Genomic DNA, 25,259 nt, shown 5'->3' on the forward strand with positions numbered 1-25,259 from the left:
CAGGAGATGGGCGTGGACGGATCGCAGTCGCAGTCTTCGGTCGGTGAGCTGCTTACGGAGCTCAGCCGGGATGTGTCGCGGCTGGTCCGTCAGGAAGTCGAGCTGGCCAAGGCGGAGCTGCGGCAGGAGGTCAAGAAGACGGGCAAGGTCGGTGGCCTGTTCGGCGGCAGTGCGCTGGCGGGCTACATGACGTTGCTGTTCCTCTCGATCGCTGCCTGGTGGGGCCTGGCCAACGTCATGGATCAGGGCTGGGCGGCATTGATCGTGGCCGGGGTGTGGGCGGTCATCGGCGTGTTCCTGTTTGCCGCTGGTCGAGCGCAGGGGCGTCGGATCACGGGGCTGCGTCAGACCACGGCGACGGTACGCGAGGTGCCCGGCGCCTTGAAGCCGGGCCCGGACCACAAAGGGGAAAGATGATGAGCACCGATCCCGACCAGATCCGGCAGGATATCGAACGTACCCAGGGCGAGTTGGGCGACGACGTCGACGCGCTGACCGACCGGGCGGGCGCGATGGCCGACAAGTACAACCCGCGCAAGGTAGTCAACCGGCGCGTCAACCGGATCCGTGACGCGTTCCACGGGGCAAGGGAGAAGGTCATGGGCACAACTACGTCGGCCGGTCACGCCACGGGTGCGAAGGCCGGAGAGATGCGCGACCGGGCGTCGCACACCGCGTCTGAGATGGGACACAAGGCGTCCCAGACCGCGTCGAATGCCGGGCATGCGGTCAGTTCCGCTCCACAGAAGGCTCGAGACCAGGCCCAGGGCAGTCCGCTGGCCGCCGGGCTGATCGCCTTCGGGGCCGGCATGCTGATCTCATCCCTGCTGCCGGCCAGCGATGCGGAGCGACGGATGGCCGGACGGGTCAAGGACACGGCGGCGCAGCATTCTGGTCAGATCAAGCAGGGGCTCGGCGGAGCCGCCCAGCAGATGCGCGAGGGCTTGCGCGAGCCGACTCAACACGCGGCGGAGTCGGTCAAGTCCGCGGCGGGGCAGGCGGCCTCGAACGTCCGTGACCAGGGCCAGTGGGCCGCCAAGGATGTCAAGGAGCAGGCCCAGCAGGCTGGACAGAACGTCAAGTCACAGCAGAAGTAGCGGCAGGATGCGGATCAGCCAGTGGCGGCCGGACGGGGCCTGAGCGAGCGGCCCCGACGGACCGCCCCACCGTTGGACCGGCCCGCGCGGCCGGCGCGGGTTCGGCACCGAGCCGGAGTTCGCCCAGGCGACCGGCCGCGACACCGCCCGGCTCGGCTCGGGGTGCCGATCCGCTGGCGGGCCCGCAAGGCGTTGATGGCCCGGGTGTACCGTTAAAGCGCTGCCCGGGTCCCCGGTGGCCAGGTCCCGTGAAGTCCCACGGATCGCCTCCCACGCGAGGGGTCGCCATGACCGCAGCAACATTGATGCTGCCCGGCCGGAGCATGTATCGCGGACGCGTGGTTGCGCCGGTCGCACGGTCGCCGCTGCCGGTTGTGTCGTCGATGATGGGGATGGGCGGGCATCGTGCGGCGGTGATGATTGCCATCCCCAGGGCTGTCGACCGATGGGCGGCGCAGGCTCGCGGCGCTCCACCGGCACGCGCCAGGCAGCTCAAGGGGCGTCAGCTCACGCGGCGGCATCACCGCCTGCTGCCCTTGAAAGTCCCTGCTGATGGGTGCCGATGGCAGGTTGCGCTTGTCGGCGCTGGTCGTCGAGGCGGCCGACGGGGTTGCGCTCACTGTCGACCACGTCGGCGTGGTGACCGTCCATGCCGCGGGTGTGGACGCCGTCGCGATCACGGTGGCTCTCGCCGCGTCGCCGCGCGAGACCGTCTACGCCAGCGACCAACTCGCGGCGGACATGGAAGAACTGACCACGACACTCGGCGAGGGCCCCGGCGTCGACGCACTGGCCGATGGTCCCGCACTCGCCGCGGACCTGAACGAGGCTCGGCGCCGGGTACGTTGGCCGGTCTTCGCACCTGCCGCGATCGAGGGCGGCGTGCGGGCCGCGTTCGCGCTTCCGCTGCAGGTGGGCGGCATCCACCTCGGCGTCATGGACCTGTACCGGGTGCGGGCCGGCCCGTTGAACCCGGGCCAGTTGGCCGATGCGCTGCTGCTGGCGGACACCGCCTGTGCGCTGCTCCTGGACACGGCCAGCACCGGGGCCACCGGGTACCGGCTGGAGGGGGCCAGTCTCCAGCATCCGGAAGTGCACCAGGCCACCGGGATGATCATCGCTCAGGCGGGGGTCAGCGCGGCGGTAGCCTTGATCCGGCTACGCGCGTACGCATACGTCCATGATCAGCGGCTGCGCCAGGTGGCGGGCGACGTCGTCGCCCGCAGGCTGCGATTTCACTCTGACGCTGGGGACGGTGACAGTCCTGATGACACCGAAGAGAAATGACTGGCATCGCCTCCCATCCCCCGCGGCGCCGATCTACCGTGACGAAGGTGAATGACATGGCCCAGCCCCCGCTAGCCGACGTATTTGTCGAGATGGCCGACACGCTCGTCGACGACTTCGACCTCATCGATTTCCTGCACACCCTGACCGAACGATGCGTTCAACTGCTCGATGTCGACGCGGCCGGTCTGCTGCTGACCGACGGGCGGGGCACCCTGCAGGTTGTCGCCGCGTCCTCCGAACGGACCCGTCTGCTGGAGCTGTTCCAATTGCAGACCGATCAGGGTCCGTGCCTGGACTGTTTCCGCACGTCCATGCCTGTCTCCGTCGCGGACCTGCCCGCGGCCGGGCGGTGGCCGCGGTTCACCGCCGCCGCTGCCGAGGTCGGCTTCGCCGCCGTGCATGCCCTGCCGATGCGGCTGCGCACCGACGTCATCGGCGCGCTGAACCTCTTCACCGTCGGAACCGGTGCCCTCGACGGGGAGAAGCTACGAGTTGGGCAGGCGCTGGCCGACATCGCGACCGTCGGGCTGCTGCAGCAGCGCGCCATCCACCGCCGCGACATGCTCACCGAACAACTGCAGACCGCGCTCAACAGCCGCGTTCTGATCGAGCAGGCCAAGGGCCTGCTCTCCGAGCGCCTCCACGTCAGCGTGTCCGACGCATTCGCGATCCTGCGCGGCACCGCCCGCAGTCGCAACCGGCGACTGTCTGACCTCGCCCAGGCCCTCGTCGACGGAGCCGAACAGCTTCCGTCAGCCGCCATCACCGATCGAGCGTCCGCTCCTGCGCCCCGGCAGGCCAGCCCGACACCGAACTGACCATCACTCACCGGCCGACCCTGCTCATGACGTGCCGGCTGATCCTCAGCACGCGTACCGGAGGTACCTGTGACCACAGACAACCGGGACGACATCGTCGAGGTACTCCTGAAGCAGCATGAACGGCTCCGGGAGCTGTGTGCGGCCGTGCAGGCGGCGGGCGAGGGGCAGCAGCCGCAACTGTTCGGGAAGCTGTGCCGCCTCGTGCATCTGCACGAACTCGGCGAGCGCGCGGTCGTGCACCCGGTCACCCGAGACCAGACAGGGGCCGGCGGCGACGCGGTCGCCGTGGCCCGCGCGGGGGAGGAGGACCGGGCCGGCTGGGCCATCGCCGAACTCCAGGACCTCGGGGCGGACCATCCGGCGTTCGCCGCGAAATTCACCGCGTTCCACCGAGCGGTCCTGGACCACGCCGGGCACGAGGAGCGCGACGAGTTTCCCCGGCTCCGCCTGTACGTTCCGATCCAGCGGCTGTACACGATGGCGGACCACCTGCGCAACGTCCAGGCCATGTCCTGACCTCGATCGTGGCCCCGGACACCGCTGCCCGCCCACCGACGGTGCTGGCCGTGCCGGTCGATGCCTAGGTCAGGAACGCGCGGGCCGCACGGCCGGCGGGCCATCGCGGCTGTCATCCGCCGGTCTCGTGGGGTCGGCGCGCTCCGCTGATGCCGGCTGGTCGGGAAAGGCGACCTCGACGCGCTGCTCGCTCGGCGGCCGCCGGCGGGTTGTTTCGGCGTACGCACGGTAGGCGCGTTTGTCCCCGCCGGTCAGTGGGGGCTGGATCAGACTACGTGGCCAAAGCCGGTGAGCGCGCACGACATCGACCTCTACCGCGTAGAGAGTGAGTCGTCCCTGAAGGTGCAGCCAGGCCATCAGGCCGAGCACGACGCCGAAGGTGCCGTACAGCTCCTGGGCGTGGCGCACCTGGTGGATCAGTAGGAAGGTGCCGGCGACGAGCAGGAGCTGCCAGATGATCGCCGAGGCGATGGCCGATCGCGCCATGTCGCGCAGTGGCACCTGACGGGCGGTGGCCAGCCGGAATCCGAGCAGGAACACGCCGACGTTGATGATGGTGGACGCGGTGTAGGTGAGGATGCGCGTGGCCGCTCCGGACAGCGTGCCGGTACCACCGATGCCCGAGAGCAGGCCGGTGGACAGTACCGCGATCGCGGCGACGGCGAGCAGCGCGAAACTGCGCCCCGCCGCCGCCCGGATACCGGGGCGTTGAGCATAGGGGACATTCCAGATCGTGTTCAGCGCGGCCTGAGTGGCGTTGGCGACACCGCGGGCCCCCCAGAGGCTGATGACCGCGGAGCCGACGATGACGTACCAGTGTCCCCGCAGCCCGGCCGTGCGCAGCTGGTCGCCGATGACCGGGAAATCCACGACGACGGAGGTGAGCAGCCGCTCCCGCAGCGCGGAGCGGCTGTCCAGGATGTAGCCGAGGATGGTGCTGAACATCAGCAGCAGGGGAAAGATCGCAGCGAACGCGTAGTAGGCGATCAGGGCGGCGAGGTTCCCGGCCGAGTCGTCGCCGAACTTCTTCGTGGCGGCCACCGGCAGCGCCAGCCACGCTCGGCTCTGCTGGGCCAGATCCACCCGGCGGAGGGCTCTCTCCACGCTGTTCATGACACATCCATACCCATCGAGACGGCCTGTCACCCGTCCGGATCGCGCGAAGTGCTGCCAGGGTGGCCGGCGCCGGGCGGCGGGGTGACGTCGGGCGCGGCCGGGCGATCGGTGGCGGTTGAGGAACGTGTCGAGAGGGCCCCGGGCGCCGGAACGCCGCGGCCGCGGAACCGGCGGGCCAAATTCATCGTCATCGGTAGGTACCAGTCGATCGCTCCGGCGCGCGGGGCGGTCCGCCGGCTCAGGCGGGGGTGTCGAAGCCGGGGTAGGGCAGATTATGGCCGACCCGGAAGTAGACCACGGCGTCGACCCGCACCGAGACGTTGTCGCGGGTGATGCCGTCCTGCCCGGGCACGCTCATGGTGGTGATCTGCATGTTCACGCTGCGAAGCCGGTCGACGATGGGCCAGACCAGGGTGAGTCCCGGTCGGCGGATGGCGGGCTGGACGTGCACCGATGCCAGCAGCGTGATCAGGATGATGATGCCCGCGATGATGACAACGACGATGATGGCGGGGTTCATGATCGTGTTCCTGTCCGGTGGCCGTTGATCCCGCCGCCTTCGGATTCCCAGATGTCTTCGGGGCGCGGCAGACTGAAGCGCCGCTGGGGTGAGACGGCGGCCATGATGGCCTCGGCCCGTGTGGTGTTGTCCTTGTCTGCGGCCGTTGCCATTGCCGCGGCCGCTATTTTGGCGGGTACCCGTGGTGGTATCACGAGCAGGTCGAGACGCTGGTTGGTGTTGGTGGTGGCGATGAGCAGGCACGCCTCCAGGGTGGTGAACCAGCCGAGCCGTATGGTGCGTCCCGCGACGCCGATGCGACGGGGGTGCTCGCCCCAGGCGGCGGCGTTCAGCATGATCCGGGTGACCGGCAGGTGCCGGGCGTCCAGCGCGATGACGAGGTTGGTCAGCTCGGTCACCGTGGTGCGGGAGTACGGCCACCAGGCTCCGTCCAATATCGTGCGGGCGGTCAGGTCGTCGTGCAGCCGCAGCCGCGGTGTGACCGGGTCCGCGGTGGACATCCAGGTCTTGCGGTCGGCGGTGGAGTGCATCATGAACCGGCCGGCTCGCGCGTGGTGTTCGCGCTCTTCCGGGCCCGAGTCGCCGTCAGCCGCAGTTGCAGGATGCGGACGGTGGCCGGCAGGGCGACCAGCAGCACGCCGAAGACCGTCGCGAGCAGCAGGGCCACGGCCATCGGTAGATGCCCATGCGCCCCCAGCAGGTACACGTCCGAGCGTTGGCCGTTCTGCAGGATGAAGATCAGGAGGAAGAGGAGTACGAGAGCGAAGGCGACCAGTACGGTCCAGAGTCCGCCGGCCCGGCTGCGTGGCAGCCGGGACGGGAGCGGGACGGTCGGGGTGACCGCGGCTACCGGTGGCACCTCGTGGTTGAGGTAGGAGGCTCGGCGTTGATCGGTTGGCTGGGTCACGGGGACCACTGCCTTTCTTTGCCGTCACATTCGCGGCGAAGGGGTCGACACGCGCCGCCGGAGCCGGAGCGATCGAGGTGAAGTCCAATCCGGGGACAGCGCGGTGCGCCTGCCGAAGGTGAGCGGGGCATCCCGGTTTCGGGGTCGTGGATCCGCCTGATTATCCGGTCCTCGAATAGTCGGGCGCGCCCATCAACGATGGACTATCTAGCCACCGGGGGCTTGGGCGGCATCTTCAGCCTACTCCGGTCCGTCAGAAACGCCTCGTTCGTGCCCGCGTGGTCTTCGGCGATTCAGCTGCCTGCCTCGTGTGGACGCGATGCCAGGGTGCCGGGCAGCGACAAGACGGCCTTGTCGGGTGCGAGCGCTGAGGTGGCGGTGGCCACGGGAGGCGGGTACGTTTGGGGTGATATCGATACAGGTTGGTGGATGCTCTAGTCCCCGGTGGTGCACCTTCCGTGAATGATCGGAAGGAAAGACCATGGCAATAGTTGATTCGGTCATGGGCAGCCGAGCCGGCGTGGAATCTGGCAGTGGCTACGCGCAGTTGTCGGCGCGGGTCAAGGAGGCCGGCCTGCTGGACAGGCGGTCCGGCTACTACACCGTCAAGATCGCCGGGACCCTGTTGGCGTTTGTCGGTGGTTGGGTGGCGTTCGCGCTGATCGGCTCGTCGTGGTGGCAGTTGGGTACCGCGGCGGTTATGGCGGCGCTGTCCACTCAGGTCGCGTTCCTCGGCCACGACGCCGGCCATAAACAGATCTTCCGGACCCGGCGGGCCAATTACCTGCTCGGCCTCGCGTTGGGCAACCTGGGTGTCGGGCTGAGCTACGGATGGTGGATCGACAAGCACAGCCGCCACCATGCTCACCCTAACGAGGTCGGCAAGGATCCCGACGTCAATTCCGGTGTGCTGGTCTTCACCGAGCGGCAGGCCCAACTGCGCGGTGCGGCGGGCCGGCGGTGGAGCCGGCTACAGGCATACCTGTTCTTCCCGCTGTTGCTGCTGGAAGCGATGAACCTGCACGTGTCCAGCGTGCGAGCCCTGGCCGGCTCTACGGTGAAGTCCCGCGCCTACCGGACACTGGAGATCGCGCTGTTCACCGTGCACGTCGTCGGCTACCTGACCATCGTGTTCCTGGTGCTGCCACCCTGGCAGGGGATCGCGTTCATCGCCGTGCACCAGGCGCTGTTCGGTGTCTACATGGGTTGCTCATTCGCGCCGAACCACAAGGGCATGCCGGCGCCGACCGACGGCGACGACCTGGATTACCTACGTCGACAGGTACTCACTTCTCGTAACGTGCGCGGCGGCCGGCTAGTGGACTTCCTGCTCGGTGGGTTGAACTACCAGATCGAACACCACCTGTTCCCCAGCATGCCCCGGCCCAATTTGCGCCGCGCGCAACGGGTGATCCGTCAGTTCTGCGCCGAACAGCGCGTCAGCTACGCGGAAACCGGCCTGTTCGCCTCCTACGGTCAGGTGCTACGTCACCTGCACGAGGTAGGGCGTTCGGACTTGGCGGCAACACCTGTCACCCAGGCTTGAAAAGCATCCGGTTACTCGCCGGACGCTGACCAGGATCATGGAGGCCAGCCACCCCGCTGCGGGTCCTCCCCGCACCCGCGACCCCGCACGCCAACGCGCTTGTCGGACGTCGGGATCTCGGCGATCGAGACTCTATTGTGACCGCGCTGAAGTTTATCGATTAGCCGGTGAGGGGAAGTTTCCATCCGGATTGATTCGCCGGGCCGTCACCGGTAGTCGAACGCGCCCGCGCATCGCCGACACTTCCGGGAGCTCTCCTCGGGGCGCCGAGGCCGAGAAGGGCCCCGGCGCTCTGTGCGCTGACGGCCGCGATGCCGGCCGACGCTCGATCCCCGGTCCGAGACAACGACAGAGACGGGTGGCGCGGATGGACGCGACGCAGGCAGTGCCGGGCCAACCGGGCGCGCAGCCCAAGGCGGGGGAGCAGGCCGAGCCCGATTCGCGGGCCGAGATAGTGCAGGCTGCCGAGTTGGAGGCCGCCGAACTGAGGAATGACGGGGCGGTTCTCGGGTCCCCGGGGCGGCCAATCAACCGGCGCTCGCCCTTCACGATCGGGCTGTTCGGCGCGGCTGGCGTCGGCGTCGCGTACGTACTGGCCCGAATGTTGGTCGACGCGGCGTCGGTGCTCGTGCTGATCGGTCTGGCACTGTTTCTGGCTATCGGCTTGGACCCGGCGGTGCAGTGGTTGATGCGCCGGGGGCTGCCGAGGTGGGCCGCGGTGGCCGTGGTGGCGTTGGTCAGTGTGGGCGTCGTCGCAGGGTTCCTCGCGGCGGCGATTCCTCCGTTGGCGGCGCAGGGCACGCAATTCGCCCATGAGCTACCGGGGTACGCCGCTCAGTTGCGCGATCACAGCACCACGCTGGGCCGGTTGGATGCCCGGCTGCATCTGCAGGACAGGCTGGACAAGGCCGTGTCGTCGTTGAGCGCCGGCGATGTGTTCGGTGGCCTGCTCGGCGCGGGCAAGGTCGTTCTGTCGGCGACCGCGTCGACGCTGACCGTGCTGGTGCTGACCGTGTACCTGCTCGCTGATCTGCCCCGGATCCGGAGGTTGATCTACCGGTTGATCCCGGCCAGCCGGCGGCCCCGCGCGATTCTGCTCGGCGATGAGATGTTCACCCGGGTGGGCGGCTTCGTTCTGGGTAATCTGTTGACCTCGTTGATCGCGGGCGTGGGTACCTTCGTGTGGCTGGTCGTCTTCCATGTGCCGTACCCGGTGCTGCTGGCCATCGCGGTCGCGTTTCTCGACCTCGTCCCCGTGGTCGGATCGACGGTCGGTGGCATCCTGGTCAGCCTGATCGCGTTGACCGTCTCGGTGCCGGTCGCGGTGGCGACACTGGCCTTCTACATCGTGTACCGGCTCGCTGAGGATTACCTCATCGTGCCGAAAATCATCGGGCGTACCGTACAGGTGTCGGCCACCACGACGATCCTCGCGGTTCTGCTCGGTGGGGCCGTGCTCGGTTTCGTCGGTGCGCTGATCGCTATCCCGGTCGCCGCCGCGATCGGCATCCTGCTGCGCGAGGTCGCCTTTCCGCGGCTCGACCGCGGCTAGTCCCTCCTCGTTGTGTTCTAGTTTCGGCTCGCGATGCTTCCACATTGTCGGGTGGTGGGGTAATACTCCTTGGCCGTGGGTAGGTATACGGCGTTCCGGTTCACTGTGGACGCGTCGCCGCGGCAGGCGGTGATGCTGGCGCGGCACGCGGGTGCGGCACGCTTTGCCTACAACCAATGCCTACGCCTTCGAACCCGCCTTGGTGCGATCACCGCGCCGTTGCGGGTCGCGTGAACCGGCGCGTTGCCCGGGATGCCATCATGGGGTGTGACTCGATGCCCGTGTGGGACCGGCCTCGCCTATGCCGAGTGCTGCGGCCCCTTTCACACCGGTGCCGCCGCGCCCACCGCTGAGGCGCTGATGCGTTCGCGGTTCAGCGCGTATGCCCGCGGCGATGCCCAATACATCCGACGCACCTGGCATTCACGGTCCCGGCCGAGGTCACTCGACCTTAATGATGGGATCCGCTGGACACTGCTCGAGGTCGGCCGGACCACCGGCGGAGGTCTGCTCGACGCGGAGGGCACCGTGGAGTTCGCGGCGCACTACCGCGACGCCGACGGCCGCGGGGTGACGCGCGAGCTCAGCCACTTCACGCGGGAGAGCGGCGAGTGGCGCTACACGGGGCCAGTGTGACCCGGCCGAACGCCCGAAACGCCGCCGCCACGAAGAGTCAGAGGCTGACGACGAGCTCACTCGCGCGCGACGCGGCCACCAGAGCGGTGGGCGCGGAGGCGGTTGAGCCCCTCGCACAGGCGCCATCACCGGGGCGGTGACCAGCACGCCGGCCAGCATCGGATTCGGTACCCAGCAGCGGCCGCACCGGGACGACGCGGTGCGCAGCTCCGCCGTGAGCCACCACAACGACGGGTCGAGGGACGTCACGCTGAACCTGGCGGTGGTGGCCAGCAACCTGGACGGCACTGCGGCGCCCGCCGGGCTGTTCACGGTCAGCCCCGCGTCGGTCGTGGTGCCGGCCGGCGGTGACGCGGCGGCCACCGTCACCGTCGATACCCGCGTCGCGGGTCCGGACGGTTACCTCGCGGCTGGCCGACCGGCATCGCCGGTGGCACGGTGGTACACACGCCGGTGGCGGTGAGCAAGGAGGTCGAGAGCTATGACGTCACCATCACGAAACTGGGCCGCGACGGCGCCGCGCCGCAGTGCTACGTGACCCCGACTCGGCACCCCGGACGCGGCAGGGCTCCTACCGCTGCTCGTGAAGCGCGCGAAGTAGCACGCCGGGCTGTCCGCGCTCACCGGAGCAACATCACGAGAGCGCGGACAGCCCCCGTCTGATACCACATCGCACTCGCCGTTCCTTATACAGATCGGGCGTCGGCGGCCCACTGCGTGGCGCCCCAGCGGTTCGCGATGGTCTCCGCGTAGGCGTAGTGGGCGGCGGCGTCTTCGGGCCGGCCGAGGAATCGGGCGAGGTCGCCCAGCGTGTGCGCGACAGGTCGCATGGCCAGCGACAGACTGGAGGTGCCCGGCAGTTGGTCGCGTAGCGGCAGCAGCACCTGGTACATGTCCTGGGCCCCGGGGGTGTCGCCGATCGCGATGAGTGCCATGGCGCGCAGTACCGCGAAGATGGAGATCAGGAAGTCGGGGCGCAGCGGTACCGCCAGTGTGCGCATCCGCCGCGCCCGGTCCACGTCGCCGGACTCGGCCAACGCGAGGGTCAGCAGGTCGGCGAAGATGGGCCCGTGGCGGTCGAACAGGTTTTCGGCCCGGCCGGCGTATTCCCCGACCCGGCCCTGCCCGATGCGCAGTGTCGCCTCGGCGAGCAACTGGAACCCTTCGGCGTGTAGCGAACCCTGGCGCACGAGCCGGGTGGTCGCGTGCTCGTACCGGCGTTCCGCCTCGTGCGGGTCGCCGGCGATGTGTGCGAGCATCGCCTGCGCGTATTCGCCGACGCCCTCGACTTCGGGCATCCGGTAGGCGCGGGCGAAGTCGAGGCCCTCGGTGACCAGCCGGGACAGGGTGGGCACATCAGCGGCGGCGACGGCACTGAGCGCGGCCGTGAATCCGCCGTAGGCGCGGTAGGCGGGCCGGTCATGTTCGGTCGCGAGTGCGATCAGCGTCGCGGCCACCCGATCGCGGGGCGGCCAGTTCAGTTCCGCACCGTGTTCGCGGGCCAGTGCGGTCAGGGCGAGCATGCGCAGGGCGGGGTCGTCGAGTTCGTCGGCCAGCTCGACGGCCTGGGTGGCCGCGGCTCGGCTGCGCGGATCGCCCTGCCCGGCGAGTTCCGCGGTGAGTGCCTCCAGTAGTCGGCATCGGTCGGCCGGGGTGAGTTCCGAGCGTTGCAGCAGACGGGTCAGCAGGGTGACCACCGGCTGGTCCACGGTGCCGTAGGGCCGGGTCTGCCAGGGGGTGGGTTCGGTCCACCCAGTGAACGCGGCGACCCGTAGGTCGTCCCGGTCGGCGAGCTCGGCCACGTCGATCGCGCGGCGCCGGGTGGTGCGGGCGGCGGCGACGGCCCCGGCGCGGATCTGCGCCCGCAGCAGGCGGCCGAGCAGCCCGACCCGCTCGGCGTCACGGTCGTCGGGGGCCGGTTCGGCGCCATCGCCGGTGGCGGGAATGCGTTCGATGCTCTCCAGCGCGCCGGTGAGCAGATCCGCCGCGGTGTCGTGCGCGTAGCGGCGTTCGGCGAGCTGGGCGGCGCGTACCGCGTAGTCCAGTGCTCGCGCGGCGGTGGCCGCCGACGCGGCCTGGTGGTAGTGGTAGGCCAGTGCCGACACATCGTCGGGACGCAGCCGCTGCAGCGCGGCGCCGAGCCGCTCGTGCGTCCGGGCGCGGCGCAGCCCGCTGAGGTCGGCGACGAGGGCGTCGCGCACCAGCGCGTGGGCGAACCGGATCTGGCCCGGTGCCGGTTCGGTCAGCAGTTCGGCGATGATGCCGGCGTCGAGCGCGTCCAGTACCCCCGCCTCGTCGGTGTCGGCGGCGTCGATCAGCACGTCGACGTCGGTTTCCCGCCCGGCGACAGCGGCCAGCCGGAGCACCACGATGACCGACTGCGGCAGCCGGTTCAGCCGCCGGCGCAGCACGTCACGTACCCCCTCGGGGACCTTCTCCAACGCGATGAGGGCGCCTTCGCTGTCCAGGAGGCGGGCGGTTTCCTTGACGTAGAAAGGGTTTCCGCCGGTCCGTTCGGCCAGTGCCGCCGTGGTCGCGGCGTCGACGGGTAGGTGGCTGAGCGCGGTGATGAGCGCGCCGACGGCGGTGGCGGGCAGCCCGGTCAGCGGCAGCCGCAACGGGCCGCGTGGGGCCAGCACGGCGAGGCTGGCGGCCAGCTCGGGGGAGACCTCGGCGGCGCGGTACCCGACCAGCAGAAGGATGGGCGCGTCCGTCAGCTCGGTACCCACGGTGGCCAGCAGGGCAAGGGTTTCCCCGTCCGCCCAGTGCACGTCGTCCAGAACGATCGCCAGACGCCGCTGTCGGGTTGCCTCGCGCAGCCAGGCCACCACGGCGCGGTGCAGCCGGAACCGGCCGGCCGCCGCGTCGATGCCCGCCCGTTCGCCACCGGAGGCCGGTGACCCGAGCAGCTCGGCCACCTCCGCCGGCGGTGCCGATACCGTGGCCAGCGCCCGCAGCGCCAATACCCACGGCCAGGCCGGCGGCGCGCCCGAGGTGTCCTCCTGGCAGTGGCCGTCGATGGACAGCCAACCCTGGTCCGTCAGCTCTTGCCGCAACCGCCCGAGCAGCGTGGATTTCCCGACCCCCGGTTCGCCACTGACCAGCGCGATGCGTGAACCGTGCCCGGCGGCCACCTCGGCGGCGGCGTCGCGCAGCCGGGCCAGCTCGTCTACCCGGCCGACGAACGGTTCAGCGGCCGGGCGCTTGGGCGACGGCCCGACCACTTCGCGCGACGGTGACTCTTCCGGGCGATGCGACGGTGACCCTTCCGGGCCGGGCTTCGGTGCCGGAGGACGGCGCGAGCGCGACCCCGGCGGCGGGCCGGTCTCGGCGGGCTGCCGGATCGCTTCATACAGCACCTCACGGTGCTGCCGCAGGATGGCCTCCTCCAAGGCGGTCAAGTCCGGGCCTGGGTCGAGGCCGAGTTCGTCGGCCAGGCCACGGCGGGCGCGGCTCAGCGCGTCGAGGGCGTCGGCCTGTCGGTTGCTTCCCCACAGCGCCAGGGCCAGCAGTCGCCAACCCTCCTCGCGCAGCGGGTGCCGCCGGGTCAGCGCGTCCGCGGCCGGCACCGCGGCGGCTACCTCGCCCGCCCGCAGGGTCAGGCCCACCAACGCCTCCTCGGCCTGCAACCGCAGCTCGTCGAGCCGGGCCACGTCCGCGGCGGCCCACGGTTCGTCGGTGAACTCGCCGAACGCGGCGCCCCGCCAAAGGGACAAGCCAGCCATAAGCCGGGCACGCGCCCCGGCAACGTCACCGCTGGGAGCGGCCGACCCGGCGACCAAACGTTCGAACCGCCAAGCGTCCAGCGCGTCGGTCGGCAGCGCGATCGCGTACCCGGGCGGCGCGGTGACCAGGATCCGGGCCGGCGCCCGTGGCGGCCTCCCGGGTTCCAGCAGCCGGCGCAGATTGGACACGTACGCCTGCAGCGAGGTGATCGCCTGGACCGGCGGCCCGCCGCCCCACAGATCGTCGATCAACCGGTCCACGGAGACCGCCTCACCCCGTGCGGACACCAGCCGGGCGAGCACCGCCCGCTGACGTGGGCCACCCAACGGGACCACGTCCCCATCCACGTCGGCCTCGACGGGTCCGAGCACCCGAATCCCCACCATGATCTTCCCAGCCTATCCCGGCTCCAAGCCGGCTCCAGGAGGGCTCCAAGCGCCCGGACCGACCCTGGTCCCAGCCCGGCCAACCGGACCGGACCGACGTCGAGAAAGGCAGGCCATCGTGCCAACGGACACCAGCGACATGGTCATTATCCACCGCGCGTTTCGCCGCGAATCACGGCTGCTGGGCAGCGCCATCGCGGCGGTGACCCCCGGCGACACCCGGCGCGCCCGCATCCTCGCCGAGCACCTCCGGTGGTACCGGCTCGGACTGCACAACCATCACCACGGCGAGGACGAGCTGATCTGGCCGCTCCTGCACGCCCGCGTCGACCTGGAGGCGGACGTCGTGATCCGCATGGAGGCCCAGCACGAACGCATCGCGCGCACCCTCGACGAGGCGATGCGGGCGCTGCCGGCGTGGGAGTCCTCGGCCGGCGAGGCCGCCCGCGACGCCCTGGTGGCCACGCTCACCGAACACCGGGCCGCGGTGATCGAGCACCTCGATGACGAGGAGACGCACCTGCTGCCGCTGGCCGCGCAGTATCTGACCACCCCGGAGTGGGCCGCGTTGGGCGAACACTTCCTGGCCGCCACCCCGAAGCCGATGCTGCTGCAGTTTCTCGGCGCCGTACTCGAGGACGCTGACCCGCGCGAGCGTCGCACCCTGCTCGGCGCGCTGCCGCTGCCGGCCCGGCTCGCCTGGAAGACCATCGGCCGAGCCAGCTACGCCCGCCTGATCCGCCGGGTCCGCGCCGACGCCGTACTGCCGGAGGTATCACGATGACCCTCACCCACGTTGTTGCCTACGCGGTTACCTGGATCATCGGGATCGGCATCATTCTCATCGGAGCCCGTTTCCTGCTGGCACCCCGCCCGTCCGCCGCCGGCTTCGGGGTCGCGGTCGGACCGCAGGCCGGCGACGCCAACGCCTATCTCGCCGTCAAGGGAGTCCGGGACATCGCCTTCGGCCTCATCGCGATCGCCCTGGTCTTCGCCGCGACGCCGCGGGTACTCGGCTGGTTCATGCTCTGCACCGCCGTCGCTCCGATCGGCGACGCGCTGATCGTGCTGCGGTACCGGGGTCCGAAGCTCACCGCCTACGCCGTCCATGGTGCGACGGCAGCGGTGATGGTGGTGGCCGCCGTGCTGCTGCTGCGGTGAGGCGCGAATCGTACTGGCCGGCGGTCATACGCGGCGCGGGTCCGGTGGTGCGACCACCGGACCCGTCGCTGGCTGCCTGCGCCCGGGCGACACCCGCGTACCAGGAGATCCAGCGGGTCGCACCCAACGCCACGATCGTCGGCCCCTCCTTCGCCGGCACGCCGCAGCGCATGCCGCAGGAATGACAGACCTGGTTCGACCGCCTACCGGACCCCCGACCAGGCGCCGCCATATTCGCGGCCCGTGGTCTTCGATCAGACCGTGAGCGCCTCCGGCGGCTCGATTACCGTGCCGCTGACATTCCAGTCGGCGCACGACGCGTTCGGGGTCTATCGGTCCTGGACCGACCCGCAGACCGTCACGGTGAAGGCACCGGACCAGCTGACCGCTCCTGGCACCTACCAAGTCCCCCGGGGCCGGCGCAGCCGCCAGGCGGACACGCCAATCGCCACGCAGAGCACGGTGGTGATCAGGTCGGCGAGCACGTCGCCCTGGAGGTCGCGGGTGATTACGCTATAGGTGCCGATGTAGAGAGGAGCGGCTGCCGCGAGGACGGAGAATGTGATCAAGGCCGTGGTGAGGCTCAACCGCGGTGGGGTCCACGCCGGCAAGCCGATGAGAGTGTAGCGCCGGGCGATCGCGAGCGAGGTCAGCAGCACCAGTCCGACCACGGTTGCTCCGACAAACATGCCGATCCGTAGATCCTGCCCGAGATACGTGAGGGTGTCGTGACCGATGGGCAGGCACCCTATTGTGCTGTTGGGCTGGGAAGAGCAGTACGGGATCGTCACCTTCGCGCCGGAGGGGTCGAGGTACCAAGGGTGGTGGAGAGTGCCGAAGTAGTTGTTAGCGGCCAGCAGGCGCTCGTAGAGAAAACCGATTATCCAGGTCAACACGCCGCTCAGTCCGTACGTTAGCGCGGTGACCCCGGCGAGCAGCCAGGCAAAGGTGACCAGCCGCCGTGTCACCGTCACCATCCGGGTCCGGGCGGCCTGGACCGTCGCGGCCAGCTGTCGGGCCTCGCCGAATCTGGCCACCGCCTCCCGTTCGGCAGTGTCGCGGCCGATTCCCTGGGCCATCGCCTCGTCGACGGTCTGCAGCAGATGGTCTTCGGCCTCGGCGAGAACCCGACGCCCGTGACCACCGCTTCCGGCGAGCCGGTCGAAGAGCGCGTCGAGGTAGTCCTCGACCGCGCCGCGGGATGAGGCACTCATGCCTTGACTCCCTGTCGCCGGTATCCGATCACGGCCTGCACGGCCTCGAAGAAGGTCTGCAGCTCGCGTTGCTTGCTAGCGCGGGCCCGCCGGCCGTCGACTGTGAGGGCATACACCCGGCGCCGGCGCGGAGCGGACTCGTCCCACTGGCTGGCAATCAGGCCGGCCTGCTCCAGGCGGTGCAGCGCCGGATAGACCGTGCCCTCGGGCAGATCGAAGCTGCCGCGCGAATGCTCTCGCAGGGCGGCGATGACCGCATAGCCGTGAGCGGGACCGGTCCGGGCGAGGGTCGCGAGGAGAAGGAGGTCGAGGTGACCTTTGACATCCATGCCTAGGAAGGCTAGGCATAGGGTATCTAGGTGTCAAGGGTGCAACGCGGATCGACCCTCGTGCCCCGGCAGGCGCAGCGGCGCCACGTCGACCTCACCCGGCGGCGTCAGCGCGGCGGCCGCGGCGAAGCCGGCGACCGCCAGTACGGTGTCGGTGTCCGGCTGCCCGGTACTTCACCGGCTTCGAGGCCGCCGACGAGATGTGGCGGCTGCTGGTGGCGGCCAACGCCCGGGTTAGTCGAAGTGGGTGGTTCGGCGCGGTGGGGTGGCGGAGCCGGGATTGCGGCACGCGCTGCCGTCCGGCCCGCTCTTCCAACGGGATCAAATCAGGCGTGTAGCAACGGCGTGGACGCTCTGACGGCCCAGGCGGCCCTCAGGGAACCAGAACCGCGACCGTCTGCGTCAACGGCAGCGGTCAGCAACAGATTTCGCTGCCGCTGACCGGAAGCTGGAATACCTGGGCGGACGCGACGACCAAGCTGCGGCTCACGGCAGGGACCAACGACATCACCGTGTCATACCTGCCGTCTGACACCGGCCGGTTCAACCTCGACCACTTCGTGGTCACCAACTGAATGACGGGCAGATCCCGAGACACTGGCGGGATCGTAAGCAGCACCCGTGGCACTCGGACTGGGTGTGTCGGGGCGCCTGACGCCCCTGCTCGTACCCGCGGCGTCGGCATCAGCGCGACCTCAAGGCAACGAGTGCGGCAACGCTGCCAGACCATACCGCGCGGGGCGGCGCCGATCGCGCGAACAGGCCGCGGTGCGCGTCGAAGGCGACCAGCATGACCCGGGCAGTGCCCAGGGCGCTCAGCCCGCGTTGGAAGCCCAAGCCGGCGGCCCGGCGTCGTCGCCGGTCACATCCGCGGAGCAGGTGACGACCGCCATCGGCGTCGACCGACCTCCTGAACGTTTTCTCGAACCGGTTCGCTGATCTCTTGACCATGTCCCATAGGACGTACTAGGTTTCTGGCACAGCCCAGGCCGCATCGTCTGCGGCCATGATTTCACGTCAGAGTCGAACCGGTTCGACTCAGCCAATTCGAGGACGGGGTGCCGAGTTGAGGCGCTTCGGGCGAGACGCAAGGGAGTGTCGGGTGAGTGACTGGCGCGGCTTCAGGTGCGGCCCTTGGCAGATCGACGATGGCGCGATCGCTACCCCGGCCTCGTTCAACCGCCCGGCCAGGCCCGCGTCGTCCACCGCGGCGCCAGCGCGGACGGTGTCCCGTTCACGGCCTTGACCAGCAGCATCATGTGGTCGGCGTCGTAGACCGGAGGCGCAACGGTCGGTGTCCGTCGGCTCGGCTCGACCTTCGCTCCGATGCCGATCCTGTCACGCCGCGGCCTGACGCGCGCGCTGATCGCCCCGTTTGACTAGCCATCCGCTGCCGGTAACAGGTCCGCGTCCGCTGCGCATGTCGAGTAGCCCCGGACCGGGCTCTCCAACGCCACCTGATCCGCGTCCTATCACCCACGAGCGGAGGCCGATGCGTCGACTCAGCTAACCACATCATCGTCCCTCAGGCGAAGATCCACTAGCCGTCCCTGCTTCGCGCTCGCGTTGGCCAGGCCAATCGCAAACACCTGGGAGATCCAGATATGTCTCGAAGATTAGGGGGCCGGCAATCGTCGCCGGCCTCACCGTCGCATCTGCGTGCGAACATGACCGCCATCGTCAGCGCCCTTGCGATGGCGGCCGCAGGGGCTGTGCTGATCTCAGCCGCGCCCGCCCATGCCGATGGCGTCGCAGTCACGCCGGCCGCCCTCGTGGTGCACGCGGATCAGCCCTTCCGGGCGGTCACGCAGGTGGCCACCGGCTCGCTCTACGGTCTTGCCACGGCAACGGCCCCATCGGATGATCTGGTGGAGCCGATCAAACCGAGCGAGTTCGTGCTGAAGCCGGCCGGAGGGCATCAGCAGCCCACCGGTGACATCCTTGAGGTTGCCCCGGAGGCCGAGAAGGCGGGGGCGAAGGTCGTGGACCGGCTCTCGGACTACTACGCGGGCTGGCCGTATCAGTTCAGCTGGGACAACTGGTTCGATGTCGTCGACCAGCAGATCGCCGAAGTCCAGGCCTCGGGGATCACGAACCTGAAGGCATACGCGCTGTGGAACGAGTCGGACAACACCTGGCTGCCGCAGAACGGCACCTTCGAGGACTTCTGGACGAAGACCTACCGGGAGGTGCGCCGCCTGGACCCGACGACTCCCATCCAGGGGCCCAGCTTCTCGGACAACATCAGCGACATGCAGAACTTCCTGCAGAACGCGGTGGCGACCAACACGGTGCCGGACATCCTCGCCTGGCATGAGCTGGAGCGCTCGAGCAAAATCTCCGGCGACATCGCCATGGTGGAGGCGATGGAGAAGCAACTGGGGATCAGCCCGCGCCCCATCGACATCGAGGAGTACGCCTCCCCGCAGGAGGTCGGCATCCCAGGCGACCTGGTGGGCTACATCGCCAAGTTCGAGCGGCTGGGGGTGCAGAACGCGGAGCTGGCATTCTGGAACCAGTCGGGTGCCCTTGGCGACCTGCTGACGGGCCAGGGCGGTGACCCTAACGGCGCCTACTGGCTCTACAAATGGTACGCGGACATGAGTGGCAACATGGTCACCACCACGCCGCCCTCGGCCGACGGGTCCTTCGACGCCGCGGCGTCGGTCACCTCCGACAAGAGGGAACTGGATGTCGTCACCGGCGGCGCCGCCGGGCCCACCGCGATCACGATCGACGGGCTCGACAAGCTCGCGGTGGGGCAGCGCGTCGACGTCAAGCTGGAGTACACGCCGTCCTACGGCCGCACCACCGCGGTCTCCGGCCCGACCACGATCTCCGACACCGACTACCAGGTCGGCTCGGACGGGTCGATCAGCGTGCCGATCGTGATGAACCCCGCCTACGGCTACCACCTCGTCGTCACCCCGGCCACGTCATCGGCTAAGAGCCTCGCCGGGGTGTACACGGTCACGAACGTCAACAGTGGCCTCGCCCTCGACACCGCCTCCGCTGGCGATGACTGGGGCACCCTGGTCGATCAGGCCAAGGTGACCGACGGTACGACGCAGACCTGGAAGCTTGTCGACGCCGGCTCCGGTCTTTACAAGATTCAGAATGCCGCCAGCGGCCTGGTTCTGGGCGTTCAAAACATCTCCACCAGCAACGGCGCCCCGGTGTTGGAGTGGGGCGACACCGGAACGGCGGACCACCTGTGGCAGTTGATGCCGGACGGGAGGGGCGACTACCGCTTCGCCAACTACGGCACCGGGCTGGTGCTGGCCGTGACCGGGATGAGCACGGCCGACGGCGCGCAGGTAGTGCAGTGGACGGACGGAACCGCGACGAACGGGTGCACCCCGAGCGGTCCCCGGCAGCCCGGCAAGCTGGGCAAGGCGTTGAACCTCTGCGGCACCACCTCCTACGTGAGCTTGCCGACCGGTGTGGTCAGCGGCGTTACCGGCGACTACACCGTTTCCGCGTGGGTGAACCCGGCCGCGAACGCGCAGTGGTCCAGGCTGTTCGATTTGGGCACGGGCACGAACGCGTACATGTTCCTGACCGTCAACGACGGCAGCAACGTGCGGTACGCCATCACCACCAGCGGCGCCGGGGGAGAGCAGCAGATCATCGGCAACGGCACCCTGCCGCTGAACCAGTGGTCGCTCGTGACCGTGACCCTCGCCGGCACCACCGGCACGCTGTACGTGAATGGCAAGGCAGTCGGGTCGAACTCGAATATGACCGTGCACCCGTCGGCCCTGGGGGCGACCAAGCAGAACTACATCGGCAAGTCGCAGTACGGGGGCGACCCGGCCCTGAACGCGGCGGTCGACGACCTCAACATCTACGACCGTGCGCTGAGCGCCTCCGAGGTCGCGGCCCTGGCCGGCGGTCGGGTCGGCGCGGGAGACGTCGTCCACTACACCTTCGACGAGGACAGTGGAACCAACGTGGTCGACTCCTCCGGCAACGGACGAAGCGGCACGGTCATCGTCGGCGCGGCCAGCACCACCAGTACCTCCGCCAGCGACGAGGCAACCGCCGACCACTTCTGGACGCTGCACGCCGTGAACGCCCCGGGCGCCCCGCGGGCTGCCGCGGCCGCCCTCGACACCGACGGCAAGTCCGTCGACGTCACCTGGAGCGCGCCGAACTCCAACGGAGGCAGCGCGATCACGGGATACAAGGTCTACCGTGAGGGGACCAGCGAACCGGTGGCCAGCGTCGGGGCGGACACCAGCTCAGCGCAGGTGACGGGCCTCTGGCCGGGTGACACCGCGCAGTTCACCGTCACCGCGGTGAACCCCGCCGGTCAGAGCGCTCCCTCCGGTGCCACCGGTAAGGTCACCATCCCGGACGGGGCCACCGCGGCACCCGGCAAGGGAACGCTCTCCAACGACAACGGCTGGGACACCGGACTGCAGGACGGCTCGTACAACGTCACCATGAACCTGTGGTGGGGCGAGACCGGGTCAATCTTCAAGCTGTACGAGAACGGCACGCTCATCGCGACCAAGCAGCTGAGCCTCTCCGGCGTCGGCCAGCAGTCGGTCACCGTCCCGGTCACCGGGAAGGACAACGGTAGCTACACGTACACGGGCGAGCTGATCAACAGCAAGGGCGCCACCGCGACCGGCTCCGACATCGTGACCGTCACTCAGGCCAACCCTGGTAAGCCCGTGCTCAGTTCCGACAACTACGACAACGACGGCTCCTACACCGTCACCGCCAACCTGTGGTGGGGCACCAACGCCACCTCGTACAAGTTCTACGAGAACAATGTGCTCGTGGGCCAGGGCGAGTTGACCGCGAACACCCCGGACGCCCAGACGGCGACCCTGAGGGTGGCCGGTAAGGCAGTCGGCTCATACACCTACCGGGTGGACTTCACGAACCCGGCCGGCACCGTCTCGAGCGACCCGCTGACGGTCAACGTGACCAAGTAGCACCACCGGCAGGGGTGCGGGCGCGATGCGCTCGCACCCCTGGCCAGAAGAGGGACAGCTGTTGTCGAATCGGTCTTGAACTCGTTCGAACGTGCTGATAGCGTCCTTCGAACCGGTTCGACGTAGAGAAGGCAAATCAATGGCGAACATCCAGGACGTGGCGCAGCGCGCCGGGGTATCTCGGAGCACCGTCTCGTACGCTCTGTCCGGCAAGCGCGCTATCTCGCGCAAGACGCGCGAGCGCATCGAAGCGGCCATCCGTGAGCTCGGCTTCACCCCGAACGCCGGTGCGCGAGCCCTGGCTACCTCCCAGACCCTGGTGATCGGGCTGTTCGTCCACTTCTTCCAGGACGAGTTCTCGCCGGCCATGCTGCAGTACGTGCTGCCGATCGCCGACGCCGCTCGAGAGGCCGGTTACGACATCCTGATGGTCACGGAGACCGACGGGCCGAAGGCGCTGGAGCGCATCTCGAGTTCGGAGATGGTCGACGGTGTCGTCCTGCTCAACGTCGCTCACGAGGATCCCCGTCTACCGGTGATGCGCAAGATTCGCCAGCCGGGGTCCATGGTGGGGCTTCCCAAGAACACCGAGGGCTTCGACGTGTTCGACCTGGATTTCGAGGAATCCGGGCGGGTCCTGGTGGATCATCTCGCCGAGCGAGGCCACCGGGAGATAGTGTTGATCACTCCTCGCAAGGATGTGTACGACCGCGGCGGCGCATACGCCTGGCGGTTCCAGAACGCGGCCCTCCAGCAGGCCGCCCGCTACGGCATGCGCGTGCACTGGTTCCACGGTGAGACGCAGCAGCCCGCCGTCAACCGACAGATCGGTGAGATCCTCGACGCGAACGTGGGTACGGCCATGATCGTGCACAACGACGCCGTCATCGCCGCACTGCCGTCTGTCCTGCACGCGCGCGGCGTCAGGGTTCCCGACGAACTGTCGGTCGTCGGCATCTTCTCCGAAGACTTTGGGCAACTCTTCAACCTGCCGTACACGGCGGTGGAGACCTCGCCCGACAAACTGGGCCGTCTCGCGGTCCAGGCACTCGTGCAGCACATGCTCGACCCGGAGCGCGCCGGCGCTCACCGGGTCGAACTCATCGCGCCGCAGATCACGGACCGCGGTAGCACCAAGTAGTACCGAGGCAGCACCAAGTAGTTCAGCTCCAACCTGTCGACCGGCAGGGCCAAAGTCGAACCGGTTCGACGATGTCTTAACCGAGTCTTGACGCATCTCAGAGAGGAATACTTGTGCAAACCACCCGCAAAGCGCGCGCCATCGGTGTCCTGCTCCTGACCGCCGGTGTCGTCGCGACTCTGACCGGCTGCTCGGGCAGCACCGGTGGCGGATCCAACGCCGACAGCGGCACCTACACCTTCTGGGACCCGTACCCGCAGTACGATGCCTCCTCGGACTGGGCCAAGCTCATCGAGCAATGCGGTACCCAGGCGGGGGTCACGGTCAAGCGCACCGGCTACGACACCACCGACCTGACCAACAAGGCGCTGCTGGCCGGGCAGCAGCGCAACTCGCCGGACATTCTGCTGGTGGACAACCCCGTCGTCTCCACCCTCGCCGACGCTGGCATCCTCACCGACACGACGGACAACGGCCTGTCGACGGGCACGATCGCGCAGAACATCCTGGGCGCCGGCGTGCTGGATGGGAAGACCTACGGCGTTCCCATCGGTGCGAACACCCTGGCGCTGTACTACAACCCGAAGGTCCTGCAGGCCGCCGGCGTCGACCCGGCGTCCATCAAGAACTGGGCGTCGCTCGACGACGCGCTGGCCAAGGTGAAGGCGGCCGGGAAGAAGGGCATCACCTTCGCCGGCATCAACACCGAGGAAGGCAGCTTCCAGTTCCTGCCGTGGTTCTGGGGTGCGGGCGCGGATCTGACCAAGCTGAATTCGCCGCAGGCGATCGCCGCGCTGACCCTGTGGACAAACTGGATCAAGCAGGGCTACGCCCCCAACTCCGTAATCCAGGACACCCAGACGACGAGTTGGCAGGAGTTCCAGACCGGCGAGTTCGCCTTCGGCGAGAACGGCACCTGGCAGAAGGCGTCTGCCGCGCAGATGGGCGCCCAACTCATCACGATCCAGACCGAGAACGGCGGCCCAGCCCCGGTGCCGACCGGCGGCGAGTTCTTCACGATTCCAGTTCAGAAGGACGCAGCACGCTACAAGACTTCGGCGAAGATCGTTGAGTGCCTGTCCTCGGGAGACAACATCGTCAAGACGGACAACACGCTGAACTACGTCGTGGCCACCCAGTCCGGCCAGCAGGCGCAGCTGTCGACCGACTCGACCATGAAGACCTGGGTCGACGCGGTCGGCGTGGCCAAGGCTCGCACCGGCGACAACCTCGGCACGAAATACCCGGTCATCTCGGAGCAGCTGTGGACGGCGGTGCAGAAGGCTGAGAGCGGCGCCGCGTCGCCCACCGCCGCGCTGGCGGCCGCCCAGCAGGCCGTTGACGCGAAGCTCAACAAGTAACGTGATGTCCAAAGTCGACACGAACGCGACCGCGTCGAGGACCTTGTCGGCCGCGCGCAACCGGGTCGGGGCGGTCGACGCCGCCTCGACCCGGGGCAACCGCTCCCGCGCGCGCCGGCAGGCACAATGGGTGGCCTGGGGCTTCATCGCCCCGCTGGTCGTCTACCTCGTCCTGTTCTACGCGTTCCCGCTGTACAAGAACATCGACCTGAGTGTCCGGCACTACACCGTCCGCTCCTTCATCGATGGCACGGCCCCGTTCGTGGGCTTCCAGAACTTCACCGAGATCTTCACCAGTTCCACCTTCTGGCCGGCGATGGTGAACACGGGCATCTTCGTGTTCGTCTCCATCGCCTTTCAGTTCGCGATCGGGCTGGCCCTGGCGGTGTTCTTCTTCAAGCACTTCCGCCTCTCCGGTCTGCTTCGTGCCCTGTTCCTGGTGCCGTGGCTGCTGCCGCTGCTGGTATCCGCCTCCACCTGGTCCTGGATGCTCAACAGCGACTCCGGCATCGTCAACGCCTTCCTCGAGGCGTTCGGTATCGGCCAGATCAACTGGCTCACCTCCCCGCACTGGTCGCTGGTCGCAGTGCTCATCGCGAACATCTGGATCGGCATCCCCTTCAACCTCGTCATCATGTACTCGGGCCTTCAGAGCATCTCCGCGGATGTGTACGAGGCGGCTTCGATCGATGGCGCCAACGGCTTTCAGCGGTTCTGGAGAATCACCTTTCCGCTGCTACGGCCGGTGACCGCCATCACCCTGCTGCTCGGCTTCGTCTACACGCTGAAGGTGTTCGACATCATCTGGATCATGACGCGCGGTGGGCCGGCCACTTCTTCGACGACCCTCGCGATCTGGTCCTACCAACTCGGAGTCGGGTCTCTCCTGCCGGACTTCAGCTCCGCGGCGACCGTGGGCAACGTCCTGATCGTCATAGCCCTGATCTTCGGTCTGGCGTACGCGCGCGTGCAGCGCAGATTGGCGGCCTGA

General features: G+C 68.7%; 26 protein-coding genes and 1 pseudogene. 20 read left to right on the forward strand and 7 right to left on the reverse strand.

The genetic code is table 11. From position 1 onward, the window contains the following. Positions 1-6 precede the first annotated feature (6 nt). From ABEA87_RS16290 to ABEA87_RS16310, 5 genes are all read left to right on the forward strand, one after another. The gene (locus ABEA87_RS16290; protein ID WP_425570900.1) at positions 7-417 is read left to right on the forward strand and encodes a phage holin family protein; all 411 of its coding nucleotides are present in this window, start codon (positions 7-9) and stop codon (positions 415-417) included. Next, complete coding sequence (locus ABEA87_RS16295) at positions 417-1,097, forward strand: DUF3618 domain-containing protein (protein WP_345630416.1); 681 nt, start codon at positions 417-419, stop codon at positions 1,095-1,097. The genes ABEA87_RS16290 and ABEA87_RS16295 overlap by 1 nt, the downstream gene beginning before the upstream one ends. Before the next feature lie 552 nt (positions 1,098-1,649). Then, positions 1,650-2,384, forward strand: coding sequence for an ANTAR domain-containing protein (locus tag ABEA87_RS16300; protein WP_345630418.1), 735 nt, complete (start codon positions 1,650-1,652; stop codon positions 2,382-2,384). 56 nt (positions 2,385-2,440) lie between these two features. Then, entirely contained in the window at positions 2,441-3,205 is a 765-nt protein-coding gene (locus tag ABEA87_RS16305) for a GAF and ANTAR domain-containing protein (protein WP_345630420.1), read from the forward strand. A 69-nt stretch (positions 3,206-3,274) separates the two neighbouring features. After that, positions 3,275-3,724 (forward strand): hemerythrin domain-containing protein, encoded by a 450-nt coding sequence (locus tag ABEA87_RS16310; protein ID WP_345630421.1) that lies wholly within the window; start codon positions 3,275-3,277, stop codon positions 3,722-3,724. A gap of 69 nt (positions 3,725-3,793) precedes the next feature. Here ABEA87_RS16310 and ABEA87_RS16315 read toward each other — a convergent pair whose 3' ends face one another. From ABEA87_RS16315 to ABEA87_RS16330, 4 genes are all read right to left on the reverse strand, one after another. Beyond that, positions 3,794-4,837 carry a YihY/virulence factor BrkB family protein gene (locus tag ABEA87_RS16315; protein ID WP_345630423.1) on the reverse strand — a complete coding sequence of 348 codons (1,044 nt, stop codon included), beginning with the start codon at positions 4,835-4,837 and terminating at the stop codon, positions 3,794-3,796. Positions 4,838-5,078: 241 nt separating this feature from the next. Further along, on the reverse strand, positions 5,079-5,360 hold the full coding sequence (locus ABEA87_RS16320; RefSeq protein ID WP_345630425.1) for an SPFH domain-containing protein: 282 nt from the start codon (positions 5,358-5,360) through the stop codon (positions 5,079-5,081). Then, a complete protein-coding gene (locus ABEA87_RS16325; RefSeq protein WP_345630426.1) occupies positions 5,357-5,893 on the reverse strand; it encodes a DUF5994 family protein in 537 nt (178 codons plus the stop codon). The genes ABEA87_RS16320 and ABEA87_RS16325 overlap by 4 nt, the downstream gene beginning before the upstream one ends. After that, positions 5,890-6,267 carry a lipopolysaccharide assembly protein LapA domain-containing protein gene (locus tag ABEA87_RS16330; protein ID WP_345630428.1) on the reverse strand — a complete coding sequence of 126 codons (378 nt, stop codon included), beginning with the start codon at positions 6,265-6,267 and terminating at the stop codon, positions 5,890-5,892. The genes ABEA87_RS16325 and ABEA87_RS16330 overlap by 4 nt, the downstream gene beginning before the upstream one ends. 481 nt (positions 6,268-6,748) lie before the next feature. On the opposite strand from ABEA87_RS16330, the gene ABEA87_RS16335 reads away from it, so the two are divergent. From ABEA87_RS16335 to ABEA87_RS16355, 6 genes and pseudogenes are all read left to right on the forward strand, one after another. Next, entirely contained in the window at positions 6,749-7,813 is a 1,065-nt protein-coding gene (locus tag ABEA87_RS16335) for a fatty acid desaturase family protein (protein WP_345630429.1), read from the forward strand. A 367-nt stretch (positions 7,814-8,180) separates the two neighbouring features. After that, positions 8,181-9,365, forward strand: a complete 1,185-nt coding sequence (locus tag ABEA87_RS16340; RefSeq protein WP_345630430.1) for an AI-2E family transporter — start codon at positions 8,181-8,183, stop codon at positions 9,363-9,365. Positions 9,366-9,440: 75 nt separating this feature from the next. Further along, positions 9,441-9,599, forward strand: a complete 159-nt coding sequence (locus ABEA87_RS42630; protein ID WP_425570895.1) for a helix-turn-helix domain-containing protein — start codon at positions 9,441-9,443, stop codon at positions 9,597-9,599. An 18-nt stretch (positions 9,600-9,617) separates the two neighbouring features. Then, a pseudogene (locus tag ABEA87_RS16345) lies at positions 9,618-9,686 on the forward strand (SEC-C metal-binding domain-containing protein); the annotation flags it as partial. A 36-nt stretch (positions 9,687-9,722) separates the two neighbouring features. Then, the gene (locus ABEA87_RS16350; RefSeq protein WP_345630671.1) at positions 9,723-10,001 is read left to right on the forward strand and encodes a YchJ family protein; all 279 of its coding nucleotides are present in this window, start codon (positions 9,723-9,725) and stop codon (positions 9,999-10,001) included. Between the two features lie 136 nt (positions 10,002-10,137). Continuing rightward, complete coding sequence (locus ABEA87_RS16355; RefSeq protein WP_345630432.1) at positions 10,138-10,464, forward strand: DUF1735 domain-containing protein; 327 nt, start codon at positions 10,138-10,140, stop codon at positions 10,462-10,464. A gap of 223 nt (positions 10,465-10,687) precedes the next feature. Here ABEA87_RS16355 and ABEA87_RS16360 read toward each other — a convergent pair whose 3' ends face one another. After that, a complete protein-coding gene (locus tag ABEA87_RS16360) occupies positions 10,688-14,113 on the reverse strand; it encodes a BTAD domain-containing putative transcriptional regulator (protein ID WP_345630433.1) in 3,426 nt (1,141 codons plus the stop codon). Between the two features lie 118 nt (positions 14,114-14,231). Between ABEA87_RS16360 and ABEA87_RS16365 the strand changes: the two genes are divergently transcribed. From ABEA87_RS16365 to ABEA87_RS16375, 3 genes are read left to right on the forward strand one after another with little or no spacing between them, the layout of a single operon-like run. Further along, positions 14,232-14,897, forward strand: coding sequence for a hemerythrin domain-containing protein (locus tag ABEA87_RS16365; RefSeq protein ID WP_345630435.1), 666 nt, complete (start codon positions 14,232-14,234; stop codon positions 14,895-14,897). After that, positions 14,894-15,274, forward strand: a complete 381-nt coding sequence (locus tag ABEA87_RS16370) for a DUF4267 domain-containing protein (protein ID WP_345630437.1) — start codon at positions 14,894-14,896, stop codon at positions 15,272-15,274. The genes ABEA87_RS16365 and ABEA87_RS16370 overlap by 4 nt, the downstream gene beginning before the upstream one ends. 47 nt (positions 15,275-15,321) lie before the next feature. Continuing rightward, on the forward strand, positions 15,322-15,459 hold the full coding sequence (locus tag ABEA87_RS16375; RefSeq protein WP_345630438.1) for a hypothetical protein: 138 nt from the start codon (positions 15,322-15,324) through the stop codon (positions 15,457-15,459). A 213-nt stretch (positions 15,460-15,672) separates the two neighbouring features. Here the strand turns inward: ABEA87_RS16375 and ABEA87_RS16380 are convergent, their stop codons facing one another. Beyond that, the gene (locus ABEA87_RS16380; protein WP_345630439.1) at positions 15,673-16,488 is read right to left on the reverse strand and encodes a permease prefix domain 1-containing protein; all 816 of its coding nucleotides are present in this window, start codon (positions 16,486-16,488) and stop codon (positions 15,673-15,675) included. Then, complete coding sequence (locus ABEA87_RS16385; RefSeq protein ID WP_345630440.1) at positions 16,485-16,817, reverse strand: PadR family transcriptional regulator; 333 nt, start codon at positions 16,815-16,817, stop codon at positions 16,485-16,487. Before ABEA87_RS16385 ends, ABEA87_RS16380 begins: the two co-directional genes overlap by 4 nt. 425 nt (positions 16,818-17,242) lie before the next feature. On the opposite strand from ABEA87_RS16385, the gene ABEA87_RS42635 reads away from it, so the two are divergent. The 6 genes from ABEA87_RS42635 (at position 17,243) to ABEA87_RS16410 (ending at position 25,259) form a co-directional block, all read left to right on the forward strand. Then, a complete protein-coding gene (locus tag ABEA87_RS42635; RefSeq protein ID WP_425570901.1) occupies positions 17,243-17,392 on the forward strand; it encodes a carbohydrate-binding protein in 150 nt (49 codons plus the stop codon). Positions 17,393-17,438: 46 nt separating this feature from the next. Beyond that, positions 17,439-17,756: a hypothetical protein gene (locus ABEA87_RS16390; protein ID WP_345630441.1), complete on the forward strand. Its 318-nt coding sequence runs from the start codon at positions 17,439-17,441 to the stop codon at positions 17,754-17,756. Between the two features lie 929 nt (positions 17,757-18,685). Further along, on the forward strand, positions 18,686-21,766 hold the full coding sequence (locus ABEA87_RS16395) for a LamG-like jellyroll fold domain-containing protein (RefSeq protein WP_345630443.1): 3,081 nt from the start codon (positions 18,686-18,688) through the stop codon (positions 21,764-21,766). Between the two features lie 157 nt (positions 21,767-21,923). Further along, positions 21,924-22,907 (forward strand): LacI family DNA-binding transcriptional regulator, encoded by a 984-nt coding sequence (locus ABEA87_RS16400; RefSeq protein ID WP_345630444.1) that lies wholly within the window; start codon positions 21,924-21,926, stop codon positions 22,905-22,907. A gap of 113 nt (positions 22,908-23,020) precedes the next feature. Further along, a complete protein-coding gene (locus ABEA87_RS16405; protein ID WP_345630446.1) occupies positions 23,021-24,268 on the forward strand; it encodes a sugar ABC transporter substrate-binding protein in 1,248 nt (415 codons plus the stop codon). A 4-nt stretch (positions 24,269-24,272) separates the two neighbouring features. Further along, positions 24,273-25,259, forward strand: coding sequence for a carbohydrate ABC transporter permease (locus tag ABEA87_RS16410; RefSeq protein WP_345630448.1), 987 nt, complete (start codon positions 24,273-24,275; stop codon positions 25,257-25,259).

Source organism: Rugosimonospora acidiphila (genome assembly GCF_039543385.1).
GTDB lineage: Bacteria > Actinomycetota > Actinomycetes > Mycobacteriales > Micromonosporaceae > Rugosimonospora > Rugosimonospora acidiphila.